Source organism: Kutzneria sp. CA-103260 (assembly GCF_018263855.1).
GTDB lineage: Bacteria > Actinomycetota > Actinomycetes > Mycobacteriales > Pseudonocardiaceae > Kutzneria.
The window spans coordinates 5,290,160-5,307,567 of record NZ_CP073318.1 but is presented as its reverse complement, the minus strand read 5'-3'; the positions used below and the strand labels follow the sequence as shown (position 1 = coordinate 5,307,567).

The following is a 17,408-nucleotide window of genomic DNA, read 5'->3' as shown; positions in this document are numbered from 1 at the left end:
TAAGGACCGCAAGGTGAAGATGGACAACAGCCCCGCCCGGGGCACCCGTGACCTGCTCCCGTCGGCCGTGGCCACCCGTGACCACGTGCTCGCGACGATCACGGACGTCTATCATCGGTTCGGCTACCAGCGCATCGAGACACCGGCGCTGGAGGACATCAACCGGCTTACCGGCGGCCAGGGCGGCGAGAACGAGAAGCTGCTGTTCCAGGTGCTGCGCCGTGGCCTGCCGGCCGTGGTCGAGGCCGGGACCCCGCTGCACGACCTGATCGACTTCGGGCTGCGCTTCGACCTGACCGTGCCGCTGACCCGGTTCTACGGCAACAACCAGGCCACCCTGCCCACGCCGTTCCGGTCCTTCCAGTTCGGGCCGGTGTGGCGGGCCGAGCGGCCGGCCAAGGGCCGCTACCGCCAGTTCTACCAGTGCGACATCGACCTGATCGGCGAGGCGTCGGTGCTGGCCGAGGTGGAGCTGATCGAGGCGACCGCGCAGGCGCTGGCCGGCGTCGGCCTGACCGGCACCACCGTGCGGCTGTCCGACCGCCGCTACCTGTCCGCGCTGGCCGCCGCGGTCGGCCTGGACGAGTCGGCCTGGTCGACGTTCTTCATCGGCCTGGACAAGCTGGACAAGATCGGCTGGGACGGGGTGCGGGCCGAGCTGGTCGGCCGGGACCTGCCGGGCGAGGCCGTGGACGCCGCCCGGGAGCGGATCGAGTCGCTGACCGGGCTGGCCGCCGACAAGGTCGCCGACACGCTCTCCGACGTCATCCCGGCGCTGGCCGAGGACGTGGTGGCCGACCTGGGCACGGTGGCCGGCTGCCTGGACGAGCTGTCCGGGCTCACCTGGGAGTTCGACCCGACCCTGGTGCGCGGCATGGGCTACTACACCGGGCAGATCTTCGAGGTCGGCCACCCGTCGGTGTCGTACTCGCTGGCCGGCGGCGGCCGCTACGACAAGCTGATCGGCCGCTCGCTGGGCAAGGACGTGCCGGCCTGCGGCTTCTCCATCGGCTTCGAGCGCATCGTGGACATGCTTGGTGAGCTGCCCCGCGAGGACAGCGTGGCCGTGCTGTTCGAGTCGGACGTGCCGCTGGCCACGGTGTTCCGGGTGGCCCGCGAGGTGCGCTCCGGCGGGCGGACCGCGGCCGTGCAACCGCGTTCCGGCAAGTTCGGCGCGCAGCTGGGCCGCCTGGAGGCCGCCGGCTTCACCTCGCTGATCCACCTCAAGGCCGACACCGCGGAGCCCGAGGAAAGGCCGCTGGGCAAGTGAAGTCGCTGCTGGTCGCCGCCGCGCTGATCGTCTCGAATGTGCCGGCGGCGGCCGCGGTCGCCCCAGCCGCGGTGTGCTCCGGCGTTTCCGTCGGGCCGGCGGTCGAGGTTGTGTCCAATCAGGACCGTCAGGCCCACGGCCTGGACGAGTGGCCCGACAGCGCCTTCGGCTACCTGCCGGACCAGGGCTTGTTCCTGACCGCTGGACTCAACGAGCCCGGCGGACACGCCGTTGTGGTCGCCACCAAGGGCACGCTGGACAATCCGATCGCCGGGGATGTGGTGGCGCGCAAGGACGTCACCGGTGTGCCGGCCGGGTTCCAGTACGTGGCCGGCGGTCCGGTGCTCGACGTCGACGGCACGATCCTGCAGACCGTGCACGCCGAACACCGGTTCGCCAACGCGCACTTCTCGTCCGAGCTGCTGATCGGCGCCTTCGACCCGGCCACCTACACCACGCGCTACCTGGAAACCGCCGTCACGCCTCGGGCGACGCCGCAAGAGGTTGAGGCCGCCGGTGGGGACGCTGACCTCGGCGACCCGATCCTGGTGCGGCGTGGCGACTATCTGTACCTGTACTTCGCCGACTTCGACGACAACCTGGTGCCGACGGTGCTGTCGGTGGCGCGGGCCAAGGTGTCCGACGTGCTGGCCGGGGTCGCCGGCGCGTGGTCGAAGTACCACAACGGCGGCTGGGAAGAGCCCGGCGTCGGCGGGCAGTCGTCGTCCGTCCAAACGGGATCGATGGCCTGGGCCCCGGCCGTGACCTCGTTCGGCGGCGGCACCGTGATGGTGGCCGGCGTGTCCCCGCACGAGTTCGTCCTGTCGACGTCCACCGACGGGCTGCTCGCCTGGTCGGACCGGGTGACCTTGTTCCGTGACCCCGAATCCTTCGACGCCTACCCGACGATCGTGCCGGGGCCCGGGGCGAACCAGTTCTTCGTCTTCTACACCCAGTGGCCGAACACCCAGACGCCGCAATGGAACAACGCGCACCTGATGCGGCGGCTGGTGACCTGCACCGGCGGACAGTCGGCCGCGTACTCCACATTGGTCGGCTACACCGACGGCAGCCACGACCGGACCGCCACCGATCTGGTCACCGCCCCCGGCTTCTACCCGCAATCCGGCTCCGTGTGGCGGATTGCGGTGACCGAGCAGCCCGGCGCGGTGCGGCTGCTGTCCTGCCGCACCAGTGCCGACGACTACATGCCGTCGACCAATTCCGGGTGCGAGAGCCCGAACAACGCCATGCTCGGCACCCTGGGCTGGCTCTACACCTCGCCGCCGGCCCAGCCCAACACACCGCTGTACCGGTGTTATCCGGCCGCCGGCAACGATCACTACCTGTGGTCCGACCCCGGCTGTCGCGGTGGCCAGCTGGATGGCCTGCTCGGCTACGCCCTGACCACCACCCGCGTGCCGTTTTCCCTGTACGCCAACGGCAACGGCCTGCACTGGGCAACGAGCGGTCCCGTCACCGCTGACTACACCGCCCAGCGGCAGTGGTTCCTCGACGGCTCGACTCCCTTGTACGGCTGCGAATACGCCGTTCCCGGCGGCACTGACCACATGGTTTCCCTGGACCAGCACTGCGAGGGCGTCACCTTCGACCGGCTTGAGGGCCAGGTGGGCAGCAGTGGCGTGCCTCTCTACCGTTGCTACCGCGGCGACACCTACGACCACTTCGTGTTGGACGACGCCAGCTGCGACGGCGCCACCACCGAGTCACTGCTGGGCTACGCCGCGGCTTCCTAACGCCACGACGTTTCCTCGTCGACGATTGCTGGTCTCCAAGACCTACAAACGTCGACCATGGCGGTCTTCAACTGCCTCAGGCCCGGCGGGGGTTTGGGGTGGTTGGCGGTGGCTCCGGCAGCTGTTTGCGGGTCTTGGAGACACCCGTACCCCGGGGTGGCGGGTCTTCGGCGGCGGGACCCGCCGGTGGCACTCGGCGGCTCGGGGACTGCGGTGGCGCTGGTGGCCGCTGAGGCTGGCCCTCGGGCCGGCGCCGGCGGGGGTTTGAGGCGGTTGAAGACCGTTGCGGGGCTGGTTCGGGGGTCTTGGAGACAGGCAAACCCTGGATCTCCTCGGTGGGCATGTCGTCCTGGGTCGGTGGCTTTCGCTTGCGGCGCACCGGGATGGCGATGTGCTCCTGCATGGCGATCAGCGCCGCCAACAGCGTGGTGATCGGCACCGACGCGACCAGGCCGATGCTGCCGACCAGGGTCCGCACCAGCTCCTGGGCCACCGTCTCGGCCGTCAGCACGTCGGTCAGGCCGCGCCCGCTCGCGGCGTAGGCGAGCAGCAGGGGCAGGGCCGCGCCGGCATAGGCCATCACGAGGGCGTTGACCGAGGACGACATGTGGTCGCGGCCGATGCGCAGGCCGGCGGCGTACAGCTCGCGCCAGCCCAGCTTGGGGTTGGCCCGCCGCAGCTCCCACACCGCGCTGGTCTGCGTGACCGTGACGTCGTCGAGCACACCGACCGAGCCGATGACGATGCCGGCCAGCAGCAGGCCCCGAGCGTCGATGCCGTGGCCCAGCACAGTGATCAGGTTCGCCGTGTCCTCGTCCAGGCCGGTCAGGTTGCCCACGAGCGAGAACAGCCAGCCCAGCACGCCGATCAGCCCCAGGCTGACCAGCGTGCCCACCACGGCCGTCGAGGTCCGCGCGGACAGGCCGTGGGTCAGGTACAGCACCATGAACATGATCACCGCCGCGCCGACCACGCCGACCGACAACGGATCCTTGCCGGCCAGCATCGCCGGCAGCACAAACAGGACGATGACCACGAACGTCAGAATCAGCGCGCCCAGGGCCTTCAGCCCCTGCATCCGCCCCAGGATCAGCACCGCCGCCGCGAACAGCACTCCCAGCAGCGCCAGCGGGAACCCGCGCTGGAAGTCCAGCAGCTGGTAGGAGGACGGGTCGCTCGGATCGGCGCCGTTGTAGCCCAGCACCACCTTGTCGCCCACGCTGAACCGGGGCGTGGACGGCTCGATCGGCATCGGCTCGGTGATGGTCTGCTGGTTGTCCAGCTGGACGGTGACCGCCTCACACTGCGCCCCGCCGCTCCCGTTGCCGCCGCCTGAGCCCCCGTTGTTTCCGCCCGAGCCGCCACCACCCCCGCAGCCGCTGGCCGCCACCTTGGTGACCACGCCGTGCTCGGTGACGGTCGGCCCGTCCACGCCGGCGTTGGCCGCCGTCGCGTGCCCGCCCCACGGGTACAGCACCGCCACACCGACCAGGGTCAGCGCCATCAGCGGCAGCAGCAGGCCGATGACCAGCCGGCGGACCCGGGCCGAGGCCGGTGCCGCCGGTCCGTGGCTGTGCCCGTGCCCGTGGCTCACCACCACATCCTGACCGGTCCCGGGGTCGGCCGTGACACCGGGGACCGGCTCCGGGGATCCCTTCACCATGTCGTGGCTGACTCCGGGCCGGCCCGTTCGGTTGCTCCGAACGCCGCGAGGCTACTTCTTCACCGGCTTCGAGCCGGCCTCCTTGACGATTCCGTCGCCTTGGGCGACGGAGTCCCACAGCTCACGGTCGACCCGGACCTTGCGAGCCCGGCCGGTGGACATCCGCACCGTGAGGTAGCGGTACAGGTTCGCGCCGTCGGTCATGCCGCGCGACTTCTCCAGAACCACACCTTCCCACGCCTCTTCCGGCGCGGGCTGTCGTGAAGTGAACATGCAGCCAGTCTGCGAGGCCCCGGGGTGCGATCACATCGACCGTGAGGGGAGAGCGAAATCCACCTGTTGGTTGATGCCCCGATCAGCCCAGCGCGGCGGGCGGCCGCCACGGGTGGGGGAACGCGGTGGCCGTTCGGTTGACGTTCGATCGAACACGTGTTCGAATGGCGGGGTGCGATGGGACGAGCAACGGGTGGACCGCGACCAGCCGGCCCTGCTGGGACTGTCCGGCCTGATCAGGTCGGTGCGCTCGCCGGAGTTCGCCGGCGTGGTGTTCCACGAGGTGCGGGCCAAGAGCGTGCTGAACCGGGTGCCCGGCGGCTCGCCGATGCCGTTCAGCTGGACGGTCAACCCCTATCGCGGCTGCACCCATGGCTGTGTCTACTGCCTGGACGGGCAGACGCCGATCCTGTTGGCCGACGGCGGCACGAAACCGTTGGCCCGGCTGGAAGTCGGCGACGACATCGTGGGCACGAGCGTGGTCGGCGGCGAACGCCGTTATGTGCGAACGACAGTGTTGGCCCACTGGACCACGAGCAAGCGGGCCTACCGGATCACCCTGCGCGACGGCACGGAGATCGTGGCCAGCGGGGACCACCGGTTCCTGACCGCGGACGGCTGGCGGCACGTGGCCGGGACGATGCGTCCCCACCTGACCGTGGGCACGGAACTGGTCGGCACCGGCAAGTTCGCGTTACCGCCGGAGGAAACCGAGAGCTATCAACGGGGTTACCTGTGCGGCATGGTGCAAGGCGGTGGCACGCAAGGTTTCCGGGTGGCGCTGGCCGGGGCCGAGGGCATCGACCGCACCGAGCGCTACCTCTCCGAGTTGGGCACCTCGGCCGTTTCCGCCGAGGTGATGGATGCTGACCTGCCGCTGGCCCCGGGGCTGGACTGGCACAAGGGTCTGCTGGCCGGGATCTTCGACGCCCGCGGCAGTGTGCGCGACGGCGTGCCGCGGATCTTCACCCGGGACGCCCGGCTGCTGGACGCGATCTGCTTGGCGTTGAAGGAACTCGACTTCGACCACCACGTCACCGAGGACCGTCGGGCGGTGGTGCTGACCGCCGGGCCGGGGGAGCGGCTGCGGTTCCGGCAGACCGTCGACCCGGCCACGGCCGGCCGGCTGGACGTGCGGGGCGAGCTGGTGCCGGCCGCGGACCAGACCGTGATGAAGATCGAACGCCTGGACACCCGCCGCCTCTACGACATCACCACCGGCACCGGGGACTTCATCGCCGACGGCGTGGTCAGCCACAACTGCTTCGCCCGCAACACCCACACATACCTGGATCTCGACGCCGGCCACGACTTCGACAGCCAGGTGGTGGTCAAGGTCAACGCCGCCGAAGTGTTGCGGGCCAAGCTGTCCTCGCCGCGCTGGACCCGCGAGCACGTCGCCATGGGCACCAACACCGACCCGTACCAGCGGGCCGAGGGCCGCTACCAGCTGATGCCGGGCATCATCCGGGCGCTGGCCGACTCCGGCACGCCGTTCTCCATCCTGACCAAGGGCACCACGATGACCCGGGACATCCCGCTGCTGGTCGAGGCGAGCACACGGGTGCCGGTCGGGCTGGGCGTCTCGATCGCCTTGCTGGACAAGGAAGTCCAGCACAGCCTGGAGCCCGGCACGCCCAGCCCGCAGGCCCGGCTGGAGCTGGTCCGCCGGGTCGCCGACGCGGGCCTGCCGTGCGGGGTGTTCGTCGCGCCGGTGCTGCCCTGGCTCACCGATTCACGGCAGCGGCTGGACGACTTGCTGGGCTCGATCGCCGCTGCCGGCGCCAGCGGTGTCACCGTGCTGGCCCTGCATCTGCGTCCGGGGGCCCGGGAGTGGTTTGCCGGCTGGCTGAAACGGGAACACCCGTCACTGGTTCCTGGCTACCGGCGGCTCTACGGCAACGGCAGCTACGCGGACCGCCGGTACCGGCGACAGCTCGCGGCTCTGGTGGAACCGTTGGTGCGCAAGCACGGCTTGGCGCCGAAGGTGTCGAGGGAGGCCGCCACCGGCGTTCCCGGCGCGGACCAGGAGGCGACCTGGCCGGCCGGGGCGCTGCCGGTCGACGCGGTGGCCCCTGCCCACCGCGTCGACCAGGAGCAGCTCACCCTGCTGTAGGGCGACGGCCGCCGGCGACTGGGGGTCGCGCCGGCGATCCGGCCGGGACTACGGCTTGCGGCCGATGCCGCCGACGATGCAGTACTGCACCGGGTCCATCGGCTTGATCTGCGGGCCGTCCGGCCACCAGCGCACGCACTCCACCACGCCCGGCTCGACCATCTCCAGGCCCGGGAACATGCCCTCGATCTCGGCCCGGGTGCGGAACACGCCGCTGCCCATCGGGCTGTGCACGAACATGTCCTCCATGCGCCGGGCCAGCTCGTTGTACTGCTCGGACTCGGGGTCGAAGAAGTGGCTCAGCCCCACGTACGAGCCCGACGGCAGCGCGTCGACGTAGGTCCGCATGATCTCCTGCGCCCGGTCGCCGGTGTAGTGGTGCATGGTGCCCATGTGGAACAGCGCCAGCGGCTCGTTGAAGTCGATGTACTTGCGCACCACCTCGTCCTGGAGCAGTTCCTCCGGGTTGAAGATGTCGGCCGCGCTGAAGTGCGTCTGGTCGTTCTCCTCCAGCAGCGCCCGGCCGTGCGCGATCACCACCGGGTCGTTGTCCACGTAGACGACCTTGGAGTCGGGGTTGAGCCGCTGCGCCACCTGGTGGGTGTTCTCGGCCGTGGGCAGGCCGGACCCGCAGTCCAGGTACTGGGTGATGTTGGTCTGGCTGGCGATGAAGCGGGTGGCGCGGATCAGGAAGTTCCGGTTGTCGACGGCGAGCAGGGCGGCCTCCGGGGCGACCGACTTGACCCGCCGGAACACCTCCCGGTCGACCTCGTAGTTGTCCTTGCCGTTCAGAAACGCGTCGTAGACGCGGGCAATGCTGGCCTTGGTCGTGTCGATGTGCACTGGTGCTTTGGGAGTGGGCATCTCCGCCTCGCAGACCGTCAGGGTGGTTCCGGCAAACCGAGCGAGTAAGCCTATTGCTGCGTCGCGACTGCGGTAAACGGCGGTGCGCTGTCGGTCTCCACCGGGCTCGGTGTACGTTGAGTAGTCGGGATCGCCAGGAAAAGGCCCTGATGGAAGCACCTGGGGAGGGCACCGCGAGCAGGGCGGATCCGGGTGGCGATGGCGTAAGGGAGGAGCCACGATGGGCGCGATTGACCCCACCAATTCATCCGAAAGTGGTAACGGCCGCTCGGTGGATCATGGTGCCGGGCCGACAGCGCGGCGAATCGTGCTCGGATCCCAGCTACGCCGGCTGCGGGAGGGCGCGGAGATCACCCGGGCCGACGCCGGGTACGCCATCCGCGGCTCCGAGTCCAAGATCAGCCGGCTCGAGCTGGGGCGGGTCAGCTTCAAGGAGCGCGACGTCGCCGACCTGCTGTCGCTGTACGGGGTGGACGACCCGGGCGAGCGCGAGGTCTTCCTGGACATGGTCAAGCGGTCCAACGAGCCCGGCTGGTGGCACCGCTACACCGACCTGATGCCCGACTGGTTCCAGGACTACGTCGGCCTGGAGGAGTCCGCGGCCCGGATCCAGACCTACGAGGCCCAGTTCGTGCCGGGCCTGCTGCAGACCGAGGACTACGCCCGGGCCATCGCCACCCGCGGCCGGCCCGACGCGGCCAGCGACGTGGTCGAGCGCCGGGTGCGGCTGCGCCTGAAGCGGCAGGAGCTGCTGACCAAGCCCAACGCGCCGCGGCTGTGGGCCGTGCTCGACGAGTCGGTGCTGCACCGGCCGATCGGCGGCAAGGACGTGATGCGGGCCCAGCTCAAGCGGCTGATCGAGTACACCAAGCGCCCGAACATCACCATTCAGGTGGTTCCGTTCGATTTGAGCGGGTACGCGGCCGAGGGCTCGTTCACAATGCTGCGCTTCGCCGAGCCCGAGCTGCCCAACCTCGTCTACATCGAGCACCTGACCGGGGCCCTGTATCTGGACAAGCGGCAGGAGATCGAGCAGTACAGCCGGGTGGTGGACCGGCTGATGGTGGACGCCGAGACCCCGGAGCGGACCCGGCGTTCGCTGGCCGAGGTCATGGACGCCCTTTAGGCCCTGGCCCGAAGATCACCCTGCCGGCCCAACTTGCGAGCGGCTCATCTGCACGTGCATGTGGCCGTGCTAACGTGACCCAACACTCAGATGCACGTGCAGCTGCAAGCTCGAATGCGAGCGTGAGGGGTGGGGAGCATGACCGGCCAGGTCCACGACGCTGTGGCGCCACTGCGGGCGATGGGTTTGGGAGCGATGGGGCGACCGGGCGTGCGCGACTGCTCCCGCTTCCCGATCGGCCCGGCGCTGGCCGGCACCCGAGCCGAGATCGCGGCCCCGGCGGCCGGCGCGAGAGATGGCGAGTTCGATGACTTCCTCGACTGAGGCATCAACGTCCACGGACCAGCGGCTGGCCGAACTGGTGGCCAAGGGCTTCCGGTTCATGCACCCGCGCAACCCCGACGGCCACGTCGTCGCGGTGATCGGCGTGCGGGCCCACCACAACGTCGTCGACGTGGTCTGGCTGCGCGGCGAGGACGACGTGGTCGCCACCCGGATGCCGGGCGACGAGACCAACTACCTCACCCCGACCCGCATCACCTGGCGCTCGGCCGGCCCCGCCGGCGAGGTGCTGACCGAACTGCTGGACCTGCCCGACGACCGCACCCCCGGCTCAGTGCTGCTGCGCCACGCGGTCGCCAGCTGACCCTTCCGGCGGCACCCGCACCCGTTCGTCAGCGCTGGGAACGGACTATTCCTCCACTCGGAGTGGGGAAAGCCCTGTGCACAGCTTCAAATGTGGCGGAAAGCGCTTTCCGTACTGCCGGTCGGGACGTCCCTCCGTCCTGACATGCCGCCCCGGACCGGTGACAGCTCCGCCGGTTCGGGGCGGTTCCGGTGTCACAGACCTACGATCGGCGCATGACGGCCGGTCGCCAACTCAAGAGAGCGCGAGGCATCGGCTACCCGGGGGCCGAGCCCCGCGCGGAACGCGCGGCATGTAACTGCCGAGCCAGAAACGCCTCCTCCGCCGAGTTTTCCGTGAGCTCGATGGCTCGGCGATAGGCGTCGGCGGCCTCGTCGAGCCGGTGCAGCCGCCGCAGGAGATCGGCCCGCACGACATGGAACACGTGGTACGACGGGAGATCCAGACCATCCACAATGGCCAGCGCGGCCGACGGCCCCGATACCTCCGCGACCGCCACGGCCCGGTGCAGCGCCACCACGGGCGTGGGCGTGAAGTGCAGCAACTGGTCGTACAGCTGGACGATCTGGTCCCAGTCGGTCGGCGGTTCGCTGTGCACGGCGTTGATCGCGGCCTGGATCTGGTACGGCCCGGGCCGCCGCCAGCGCAGGCACTGCCGCACGATCGCCTGCCCCTCGGCGACCAGGCCGGCGTCCCACCGCGAACGATCCTGGTCGGGCAGCAGCACAAGATCGCCGGCGTCGGTGGTGCGGGCGTCGCGGCGGGCGTGCACGAGCTGCATCAGCGCCAGCAGCCCCCACACCTCAGGCTCGTCCGGCATCAGCTCGGCCAGCAGCCGGCCCAGCCGGATCGCCTCCGCGCACAGGTCGTCCCGCAGGACCGCGTGGCCCTCGGTGAAGATCAGGTACAGCACTGCCAGCACTGCCTTGAGCCGGTCCGGCAGGTCCGCGTCGCGGGGCACCCGGTAGGGGATGCCGGCGTCGCGGATCTTGGCCTTGGCCCGGACCAGCCGCTGCTGCATGGTCTTCTCCGGCACCAGGAACGCCCGCGCGATCTCCGGCGTGCTCAGCCCGCCCAGCAGCCGCAGCGTCAGCGCGACCCGGGCCGCCGGGGCCAGCGCCGGGTGGCAGCAGGTGAAGATCAGCCGAAGTCGCTCGTCCCGCACCGGTCCTTCCTCCGTTGGCTCTTCAGCGGCGTGCAGCAGCGCCGCCTGCGCGTGTTTGTCCGCTCTGGCCGCCTCCCGGCGCAACCGGTCGATCGCCGCGTGCCGGGCCGTCGTGATGATCCAACCGGCCGGGCTCGGCGGCACGCCCGTCTCCGGCCACTTCCGCACCGCCGTCGCGAACGCCTCCTGAACCGCCTCCTCGGCGACGTCGATGTCGCCGAAGACGCGGACCAGGACGGCGACGGCCCGCCCGTACTCCTGGGCGAACACCTCCTCGATGTTCACTGGAACGGTCGAACCTCGATCGGCAGCGTCGTCGCCGCGGCCAGCTTGCGCCCCCACTCCAGCGCCGCGTCCAGGTCCGCCGCCCGCACGATGGTGAAGCCGCCCAGGTGCTCCTTGCCCTCCACGTACGGGCCGTCCGTCATGCCCACCTCGCCGTCCGTCACCCGCACCACCGTCGCCGTCGCCGGCGGGAACAGCCCGCCGTCGAACACCCAGGCTCCGGCGGCCTTCATCTCCGCGTTGAGCTCGCCGAGGGCCTGCACGATCGGCCCCAGCACCTCGGGGCCGGGGATCGGGCCGTCCGGCTGGTACACGCTGAGCAGGTAGTTCTTCATGGTGCGCGCCTCCTTGAGGTGGATTCTCACCCTTTACACGAACAGCGGGCCGCCGGATCGACACCGGCCCGCGCGCACTAACAATCAGTCTTGACTGTTTGTTAGTTCGGGGCCACACTCGCTGCCATGGCACCGGAGCTGACGCGGCAGCGGCAGGCCGACCGCAGCCGGGAGACCAGGCGCAAGCTGATGGAGGCGACGGTCGACTGCCTGGTGGAGCACGGGTGGTCGGGCACCACGACGACGCAGGTCGCCGAGCGGGCGGGGGTGTCGCGGGGCGCCCAGCTGCACCACTTCCGCACCCGCAACGAGCTCGTCACGGCGGCGGTGGAGTACGTCGGCCAGGAGAGCGCGGAGCAGCTGCTGCGGGAGTCGGCCCACGTCGAGACGGCGGCCGACCGCACCCGCGCGGTGGTGGAGCTGGTGGTGGACTTCTTCGTCAGCCCGATGTTCACCGCGGCCCTGGAGCTGTGGGTGGCGGCGCGCACGGACCCGGAGCTGAAGCCGGTGGTGGTGGACCTGGAGGCGAGGCTGGGCCGGCAGTGCCACCGCCTCACGGTGGAGCTGCTGGGCGCGGACGAGAAGAAGCCGGGCGTGCGGGAGACGGTGCAGGCGACGTTGGACCTGGCCCGCGGCCTGGCGCTGGCCAACCAGCTGTCCGACGACTCACGCCGCCGGAACCGGATCGTGCGGCAGTGGGCATCGATGCTCGACGCGGTGTTAAGGGAGCAGGCATGACGGACATCGCCGCCCTGGTGGCGGATCTGGTCGCGGAGAGCGAGAGCGCGGACGGCCTGGTCGCGGAGCTGGCTGAGGACCGCTGGGCGGCGCCGACGCCGGCCCCGGGCTGGACGGTCGCGCACCAGGTGGCGCACCTGGCCTGGACGGACCGGCAGGCGCTGCTGGCCGCGACCGACGAGGAGGCCTTCGCCGACACGGTGCGGCAGGCCCAGGCCAATCCGACCGGCTTTGTCGACGAGGCCGCCGAGCAGTGGTCACGGCAGGACCCGGCGGAGCTGCTGGCGGAGTGGCGGCTGAGCAGAACCGAGCTGGCGCAAGCGCTTGCGACCGTCCCCAGTGGACAGAAGCTGCCGTGGTTCGGCCCGCCGATGGCCCCGGCGTCGATGGCCACGGCCCGGATCATGGAGACCTGGGCCCACGGCCAGGACATCGCCGACACGCTGGGCGTGCGCCGCGAGCCGACGGCCCGGCTGCGGCACGTGGCCCACATCGGCGTGCGGGCCATGGGTTTCGCCTTCCAGATCAACGGCCTGCCCAAGCCGGCCGAGCCGATCCGGGTCGAGCTCACCGGCCCCGACGGCGAGGCCTGGACCTGGAACGACGAGGGCGCGGCGAACCGGATCACCGGGCCGGCGCTGGACTTCTGCTATCTGGTCACGCAGCGCCGGCATCTCGACGATCTCGACATCACGGCGACCGGCCCGGTGGCCGAGCAGTTCCTCCGGGTGGCGCAGGCGTTCGCCGGCCTGCCGGGCGCGGGTCGCAAGCCGGGGGAGTTCCTATGACCTATCGCATCGGCAACGCGTCCGGCTTCTACGGCGACCGCTTCGACGCGGTCCGGGAGATGCTCGACGGCGGCCCGCTGGACGTGCTGACCGGGGACTACCTGGCCGAGCTGACCATGCTGATCCTGGGCCGGGACCTGATGAAGGACCCGACCAAGGGCTACGCGAAAACCTTCCTGCGCCAACTGGAAGGCTCCCTGGGCGCGGCCGTGGACCGCGGCGTGAAGATCGTCGCCAACGCCGGCGGCCTGAACCCGGCCGGGCTGGCGACGGCCATCCGCGAGCTGGCCGACCGGCTCGGCATCGCGGTCAAGGTCGCCCACGTCGAGGGCGACGACGTCCGCTCGCAGTTCGACGGATTCCTCACCGCCAACGCCTATCTGGGCTGCTGGGGCATTGTCGAAGCGCTCAACGCCGGCGCGGACGTCGTCGTCACCGGGCGGGTGACCGACGCCTCGCTGATCGTCGGGCCGGCGGCGGCCCACTACGGCTGGGCCCGTGACGACTGGGACAAGCTGGCCGGGGCGACGGTCGCCGGGCACGTGATCGAGTGCGGCGCGCAGGCCACCGGCGGCAACTTCGCCTTCTTCACCGAGATTCCCGACCTGCTGCACGCCGGCTTCCCGATCGCCGAGATCGAGGCCGACGGATCGTCGGTGATCACCAAGCATGCCGGCTCCGGCGGCGCGGTGACCACGGAGACCGTGACCGCCCAGCTGCTGTACGAGATCGGCGGGCCGGATTACCTGGGCCCGGACGTGGTCAGCCGGTTCGACACGATCTCCCTGGCCCAGCAAGGCCCGGACCGGGTGCGGATCTCCGGAGTCCAGGGCACTCCGCCGCCGCCGGACGCCAAGGTGTGCCTGAACCGGCTCGGCGGCTTCCGCAACGCCATGACGTTCGTCCTGTGTGGACTGGACGTGGAAGCCAAGGCGGAACTGGTGAAACGCCAGCTCACCGAGCGCATCGGCACCGACGGTGTGACCTGGAGCCTCGGCACAGTCGCGCACGACGAGCCACCGACCGAGGAATCGGCCAGTGCGCTGCTGCACGTGACCATCAAGGACGCTGACGGTAAGCGATCGGGACGAGTGTTCTCGCAAGCCGCGGTCGAGCTGGCGCTGGCCTCCTACCCGGGCTTCCACGTCACGGCACCGCCGGGCGACGCCACGCCGTTCGGGGTGTTCTCGGCGGCTTTCCTGCCGCAGCAAGCGATTGCCCACACGGTCGTGTTGCCGGACGGTCGGCGTGTCGAGGTGACACCGCCGACTCAAACCGCTCACGTCCGCGAGCAGGTCAGCGTCGAACCCGACGGTGAACCCGTTGCCACGCCCAGGTTCCGCATCGGCGAGAAGTTCGGCGCCCGCTCCGGCGACAAGGGCGGCGACGCCAACCTCGGCGTGTGGGCCCGCACCGACGACGACTACGCCTGGCTGGCCCAGACCCTGAGTTCCGCGCGGCTCAAGGAGCTGCTGCCCGAGCTCAGGGACCTGACCGTGAAGCGGTATCCGCTGCCCACGCTGCGGGCGGTCAACTTCGTGGTCCGCGGCCTGCTCGGCGAGGGCGTCGCGGCCAGCACCCGGTTCGACCCCCAGGCAAAGGCGCTGGGGGAGTGGCTCCGATCGGTCGAGGTGAGCGTGTGAGTCCCTGGGAGACTCCGGAACGACGGCAGCTGCGCGACACCGTGCGCGCGTTTGTCGAGCGCGAGGTCCGCCCCAACATGGACCAGTGGGAGCGTGACGGCGAGCTGCCGAGGTCCCTGCACCGCAAGGCGGCCGAGGTGGGGCTGCTCGGCGTCGGCTTCGACGAGAAGGTCGGCGGCAGCGGCGGCGACCTGCTGGACACCGTGGTGGTGACCGAGGAGCTGATCCAGGCCGGCGGCTCGTCCGGCCTGATCGCCGGCCTGCTCACGCACGGCATCGCCATCCCGCACATCGTCGCGGCCGGCGACGCCGACCACGTCGAGCGGTTCGTCCGGCCGGCGCTGGCCGGCGAGAAGATCGGCTCGCTGGCGGTCACCGAGCCGGACGGCGGCTCGGACGTGGCGTCGCTGCGGACGCGGGCGGTCCGCGATGGCGACCACTACATCGTCAACGGCAGCAAGATGTTCATCACCTCCGGCACCCGCGCCGACTTCGTCACCACCGCGGTGCGCACCGGCGAGGCCGGCTACCAGGGCGTGAGCCTGCTGGTGGTCGAGCGCGGCACGCCCGGCTTCACCGCCAGTCGCAAGCTGGAGAAGATGGGCTGGCACTGCTCGGACACCGCCGAACTGTCCTTTTCGGATGCCCGGGTGCCGGTGGCCAACCTGGTCGGCCCGGAGAACGGCGGCTTCCCGCAGCTGATGCAGCAGTTCCAGGTGGAGCGGCTGTCGCTGGCCGTGCAGGCCTACGCCACCGCGCAGCGCTGCCTCGACCTGACCGTGGACTACGTGCGCAACCGCATCACCTTCGACCGGCCGCTGATCAGCCGGCAGGTGGTGCGGCACAAGTTGGTGGAGATGGCCCAGCGGACCGCGCTGACCCGCACCTACACCCGTGAGGTCGCGGTCAAGGTGGCGGCCGGCGAGGAGGTGATCGCCGAGGTGTCGATGGCCAAGAACGCCAGCACCGACGCGTGCGACTTCGTGGCCAACGAAGCGGTGCAGCTGCACGGCGGCGCCGGCTACCTGCGGGAGTCCGAAGTGGAACGACACTACCGGGACGCGCGGATCCTCAGCATCGGCGGCGGCACCCGCGAGGTGCTGGCCGAGCTGGCCGCGCGCAGGATGGGATTCGCCTGATGACCGCACTGAAGTCCACTGTGGACGTGAACAGCGTCGAGCACAAGGAGAACCGCGAGGCGCTGCTGGGCAAGCTGGCCGAGCTGGACGCCGAGCACGCCAAGGCGCTGGCCGGCGGCGGCCCGAAGTACGTGGAGCGGCACCGCAAGCGCGGCAAGCTGATGGCCCGCGAGCGCATCGAGCTGGTCGTCGACCAGGACGCGCCGTTCCTGGAGCTGTCCGCGCTGGCCGCCTGGGGCAGCGACTACCAGGTCGGCGCGAGCGTGGTCACCGGCATCGGCGTGGTCGAGGGCGTGGAGTGCCTGATCACGGCCAACGACCCGACCGTGCGCGGCGGCGCGAGCAACCCCTGGACGCTGCGCAAGACGTTGCGGGCCAACGACATCGCGCTGGCCAACCGGCTGCCGGTGATCAGCCTGGTCGAGTCCGGCGGGGCTGACCTGCCCAGCCAGGCCGAGATATTCATTCCCGGCGGCCAGATGTTCCGCGACCTGACCCGGCTGTCGGCCGCCGGCATTCCCACCGTGACGGCGGTGTTCGGCAACGCCACCGCCGGCGGCGCGTACGTGCCGGGCATGTCCGACTACGTGATCATGGTCAAGGAGCGCTCCAAGGTGTTCCTGGGCGGCCCGCCGCTGGTCAAGATGGCCACCGGCGAGGAGGCCGAGGACGAGGCGCTGGGCGGGGCCGACATGCACGGCCGCACCTCCGGCCTGGCCGACTACGTTGCGGTGGACGAGGTCGACGCCATTCGCAACATCCGGCGCGTGGTGGCCCGCCTGAACTGGCGCAAGCTCGGGCCGCAGCCACGCGCGACCGTGCTCGAACCCCGTTACGACGCCGAGGAACTGCTCGGCCTGGTGCCGACCGACCTGCGGATTCCGTTCGACCCCAGGGAAGTCATCGCGCGCATCGTCGACGACTCCGACTTCGACGAGTTCAAGCCACGCTACGGCGACAGCCTGGTCACCGGCTGGGCCACCCTGCACGGCTACCCGATCGGCATCCTGGCCAACGCCCGCGGCGTGCTGTTCAGCGAGGAGGCCCAGAAGGCGACCCAGTTCATCCAGCTGGCCAACCGCGCCGACACCCCTTTGCTGTTCCTGCAGAACACCACCGGCTACATGGTCGGCGCGTCCTACGAGCAGGCCGGCATCATCAAGCACGGCTCGATGATGATCAACGCCGTGTCCAACTCCAAGGTGCCGCACCTGACCGTGGTGATGGGCGCGTCCTACGGGGCCGGCAACTACGGCATGTGCGGCCGGGCCTACGATCCGCGCTTCCTGTTCACCTGGCCCAACGCCAAGTCGGCGGTGATGGGCCCGGCCCAGCTGGCCGGCGTGCTGTCCATCGTGGCCCGACAGGCCGCCGCGGCCAAGGGCCAGCCGTACAACGACGAGCACGACGCGGCCATGCGGCAGATGGTCGAGGGCCAGATCGAGTCGCAGTCGCTGGCCCCGTTCCTGTCCGGCCGGCTCTACGACGACGGCGTGATCGACCCGCGGGACACCCGAACCGTGCTGGGCCTGTGCCTGTCCGCGGTGCACAGCAACAACGTCAAGGGCGCCGAGGGCTTCGGCGTCTTCCGGATGTGAGG

Annotated in this window: 16 protein-coding genes; 11 read left to right on the top strand and 5 right to left on the bottom strand. The window is 70.5% G+C overall.

Annotated features, from left to right (window positions below; translation table 11 throughout):
• Positions 1-19 precede the first annotated feature (19 nt).
• Both hisS and JJ691_RS23025 read left to right on the top strand, forming a co-directional pair.
• Positions 20-1,270: a histidine--tRNA ligase gene (hisS, locus tag JJ691_RS23030; RefSeq protein WP_249228262.1), complete on the top strand. Its 1,251-nt coding sequence runs from the start codon at positions 20-22 to the stop codon at positions 1,268-1,270.
• On the top strand, positions 1,267-3,027 hold the full coding sequence (locus JJ691_RS23025; RefSeq protein WP_211770785.1) for a hypothetical protein: 1,761 nt from the start codon (positions 1,267-1,269) through the stop codon (positions 3,025-3,027). Before hisS ends, JJ691_RS23025 begins: the two co-directional genes overlap by 4 nt.
• 76 nt (positions 3,028-3,103) lie before the next feature.
• Here the strand turns inward: JJ691_RS23025 and JJ691_RS23020 are convergent, their stop codons facing one another.
• Both JJ691_RS23020 and JJ691_RS23015 read right to left on the bottom strand, forming a co-directional pair.
• Positions 3,104-4,621 (bottom strand): YibE/F family protein, encoded by a 1,518-nt coding sequence (locus JJ691_RS23020; RefSeq protein WP_249228128.1) that lies wholly within the window; start codon positions 4,619-4,621, stop codon positions 3,104-3,106.
• 120 nt (positions 4,622-4,741) lie between these two features.
• Positions 4,742-4,963, bottom strand: coding sequence for a DUF7489 domain-containing protein (locus JJ691_RS23015; RefSeq protein WP_211770783.1), 222 nt, complete (start codon positions 4,961-4,963; stop codon positions 4,742-4,744).
• Positions 4,964-5,135: 172 nt separating this feature from the next.
• Here JJ691_RS23015 and JJ691_RS23010 point away from each other — a divergent pair, with 172 nt between their 5' ends.
• The gene (locus JJ691_RS23010; RefSeq protein WP_249228127.1) at positions 5,136-7,079 is read left to right on the top strand and encodes an intein-containing Rv2578c family radical SAM protein; all 1,944 of its coding nucleotides are present in this window, start codon (positions 5,136-5,138) and stop codon (positions 7,077-7,079) included.
• Between the two features lie 48 nt (positions 7,080-7,127).
• Here JJ691_RS23010 and JJ691_RS23005 read toward each other — a convergent pair whose 3' ends face one another.
• On the bottom strand, positions 7,128-7,943 hold the full coding sequence (locus tag JJ691_RS23005; protein WP_211770781.1) for an SAM-dependent methyltransferase: 816 nt from the start codon (positions 7,941-7,943) through the stop codon (positions 7,128-7,130).
• A gap of 220 nt (positions 7,944-8,163) precedes the next feature.
• On the opposite strand from JJ691_RS23005, the gene JJ691_RS23000 reads away from it, so the two are divergent.
• From JJ691_RS23000 to JJ691_RS22990, 3 genes are all read left to right on the top strand, one after another.
• Positions 8,164-9,069, top strand: a complete 906-nt coding sequence (locus JJ691_RS23000) for a helix-turn-helix domain-containing protein (protein ID WP_211770780.1) — start codon at positions 8,164-8,166, stop codon at positions 9,067-9,069.
• A gap of 138 nt (positions 9,070-9,207) precedes the next feature.
• Positions 9,208-9,393, top strand: a complete 186-nt coding sequence (locus tag JJ691_RS22995) for a hypothetical protein (RefSeq protein WP_211772291.1) — start codon at positions 9,208-9,210, stop codon at positions 9,391-9,393.
• Entirely contained in the window at positions 9,377-9,715 is a 339-nt protein-coding gene (locus JJ691_RS22990) for a hypothetical protein (protein ID WP_211770779.1), read from the top strand. Before JJ691_RS22995 ends, JJ691_RS22990 begins: the two co-directional genes overlap by 17 nt.
• 256 nt (positions 9,716-9,971) lie before the next feature.
• Here the strand turns inward: JJ691_RS22990 and JJ691_RS22985 are convergent, their stop codons facing one another.
• The gene (locus tag JJ691_RS22985; RefSeq protein ID WP_211770778.1) at positions 9,972-11,165 is read right to left on the bottom strand and encodes an RNA polymerase sigma factor; all 1,194 of its coding nucleotides are present in this window, start codon (positions 11,163-11,165) and stop codon (positions 9,972-9,974) included.
• Complete coding sequence (locus JJ691_RS22980; protein ID WP_211770777.1) at positions 11,162-11,500, bottom strand: YciI family protein; 339 nt, start codon at positions 11,498-11,500, stop codon at positions 11,162-11,164. The genes JJ691_RS22985 and JJ691_RS22980 overlap by 4 nt, the downstream gene beginning before the upstream one ends.
• A 126-nt stretch (positions 11,501-11,626) precedes the next feature.
• Between JJ691_RS22980 and JJ691_RS22975 the strand changes: the two genes are divergently transcribed.
• The 5 genes from JJ691_RS22975 to JJ691_RS22955 are packed head-to-tail and all read left to right on the top strand — an operon-like array spanning position 11,627 to position 17,406.
• A complete protein-coding gene (locus tag JJ691_RS22975) occupies positions 11,627-12,238 on the top strand; it encodes a TetR/AcrR family transcriptional regulator (RefSeq protein ID WP_211770776.1) in 612 nt (203 codons plus the stop codon).
• Positions 12,235-13,026, top strand: coding sequence for a TIGR03084 family metal-binding protein (locus tag JJ691_RS22970; protein ID WP_211770775.1), 792 nt, complete (start codon positions 12,235-12,237; stop codon positions 13,024-13,026). The genes JJ691_RS22975 and JJ691_RS22970 overlap by 4 nt, the downstream gene beginning before the upstream one ends.
• Positions 13,023-14,669 (top strand): acyclic terpene utilization AtuA family protein, encoded by a 1,647-nt coding sequence (locus JJ691_RS22965; RefSeq protein WP_211770774.1) that lies wholly within the window; start codon positions 13,023-13,025, stop codon positions 14,667-14,669. The genes JJ691_RS22970 and JJ691_RS22965 overlap by 4 nt, the downstream gene beginning before the upstream one ends.
• The gene (locus JJ691_RS22960) at positions 14,666-15,808 is read left to right on the top strand and encodes an acyl-CoA dehydrogenase family protein (RefSeq protein WP_211770773.1); all 1,143 of its coding nucleotides are present in this window, start codon (positions 14,666-14,668) and stop codon (positions 15,806-15,808) included. Before JJ691_RS22965 ends, JJ691_RS22960 begins: the two co-directional genes overlap by 4 nt.
• Positions 15,808-17,406: an acyl-CoA carboxylase subunit beta gene (locus tag JJ691_RS22955; protein ID WP_211770772.1), complete on the top strand. Its 1,599-nt coding sequence runs from the start codon at positions 15,808-15,810 to the stop codon at positions 17,404-17,406. Before JJ691_RS22960 ends, JJ691_RS22955 begins: the two co-directional genes overlap by 1 nt.
• Positions 17,407-17,408: the final 2 nt, after the last annotated feature.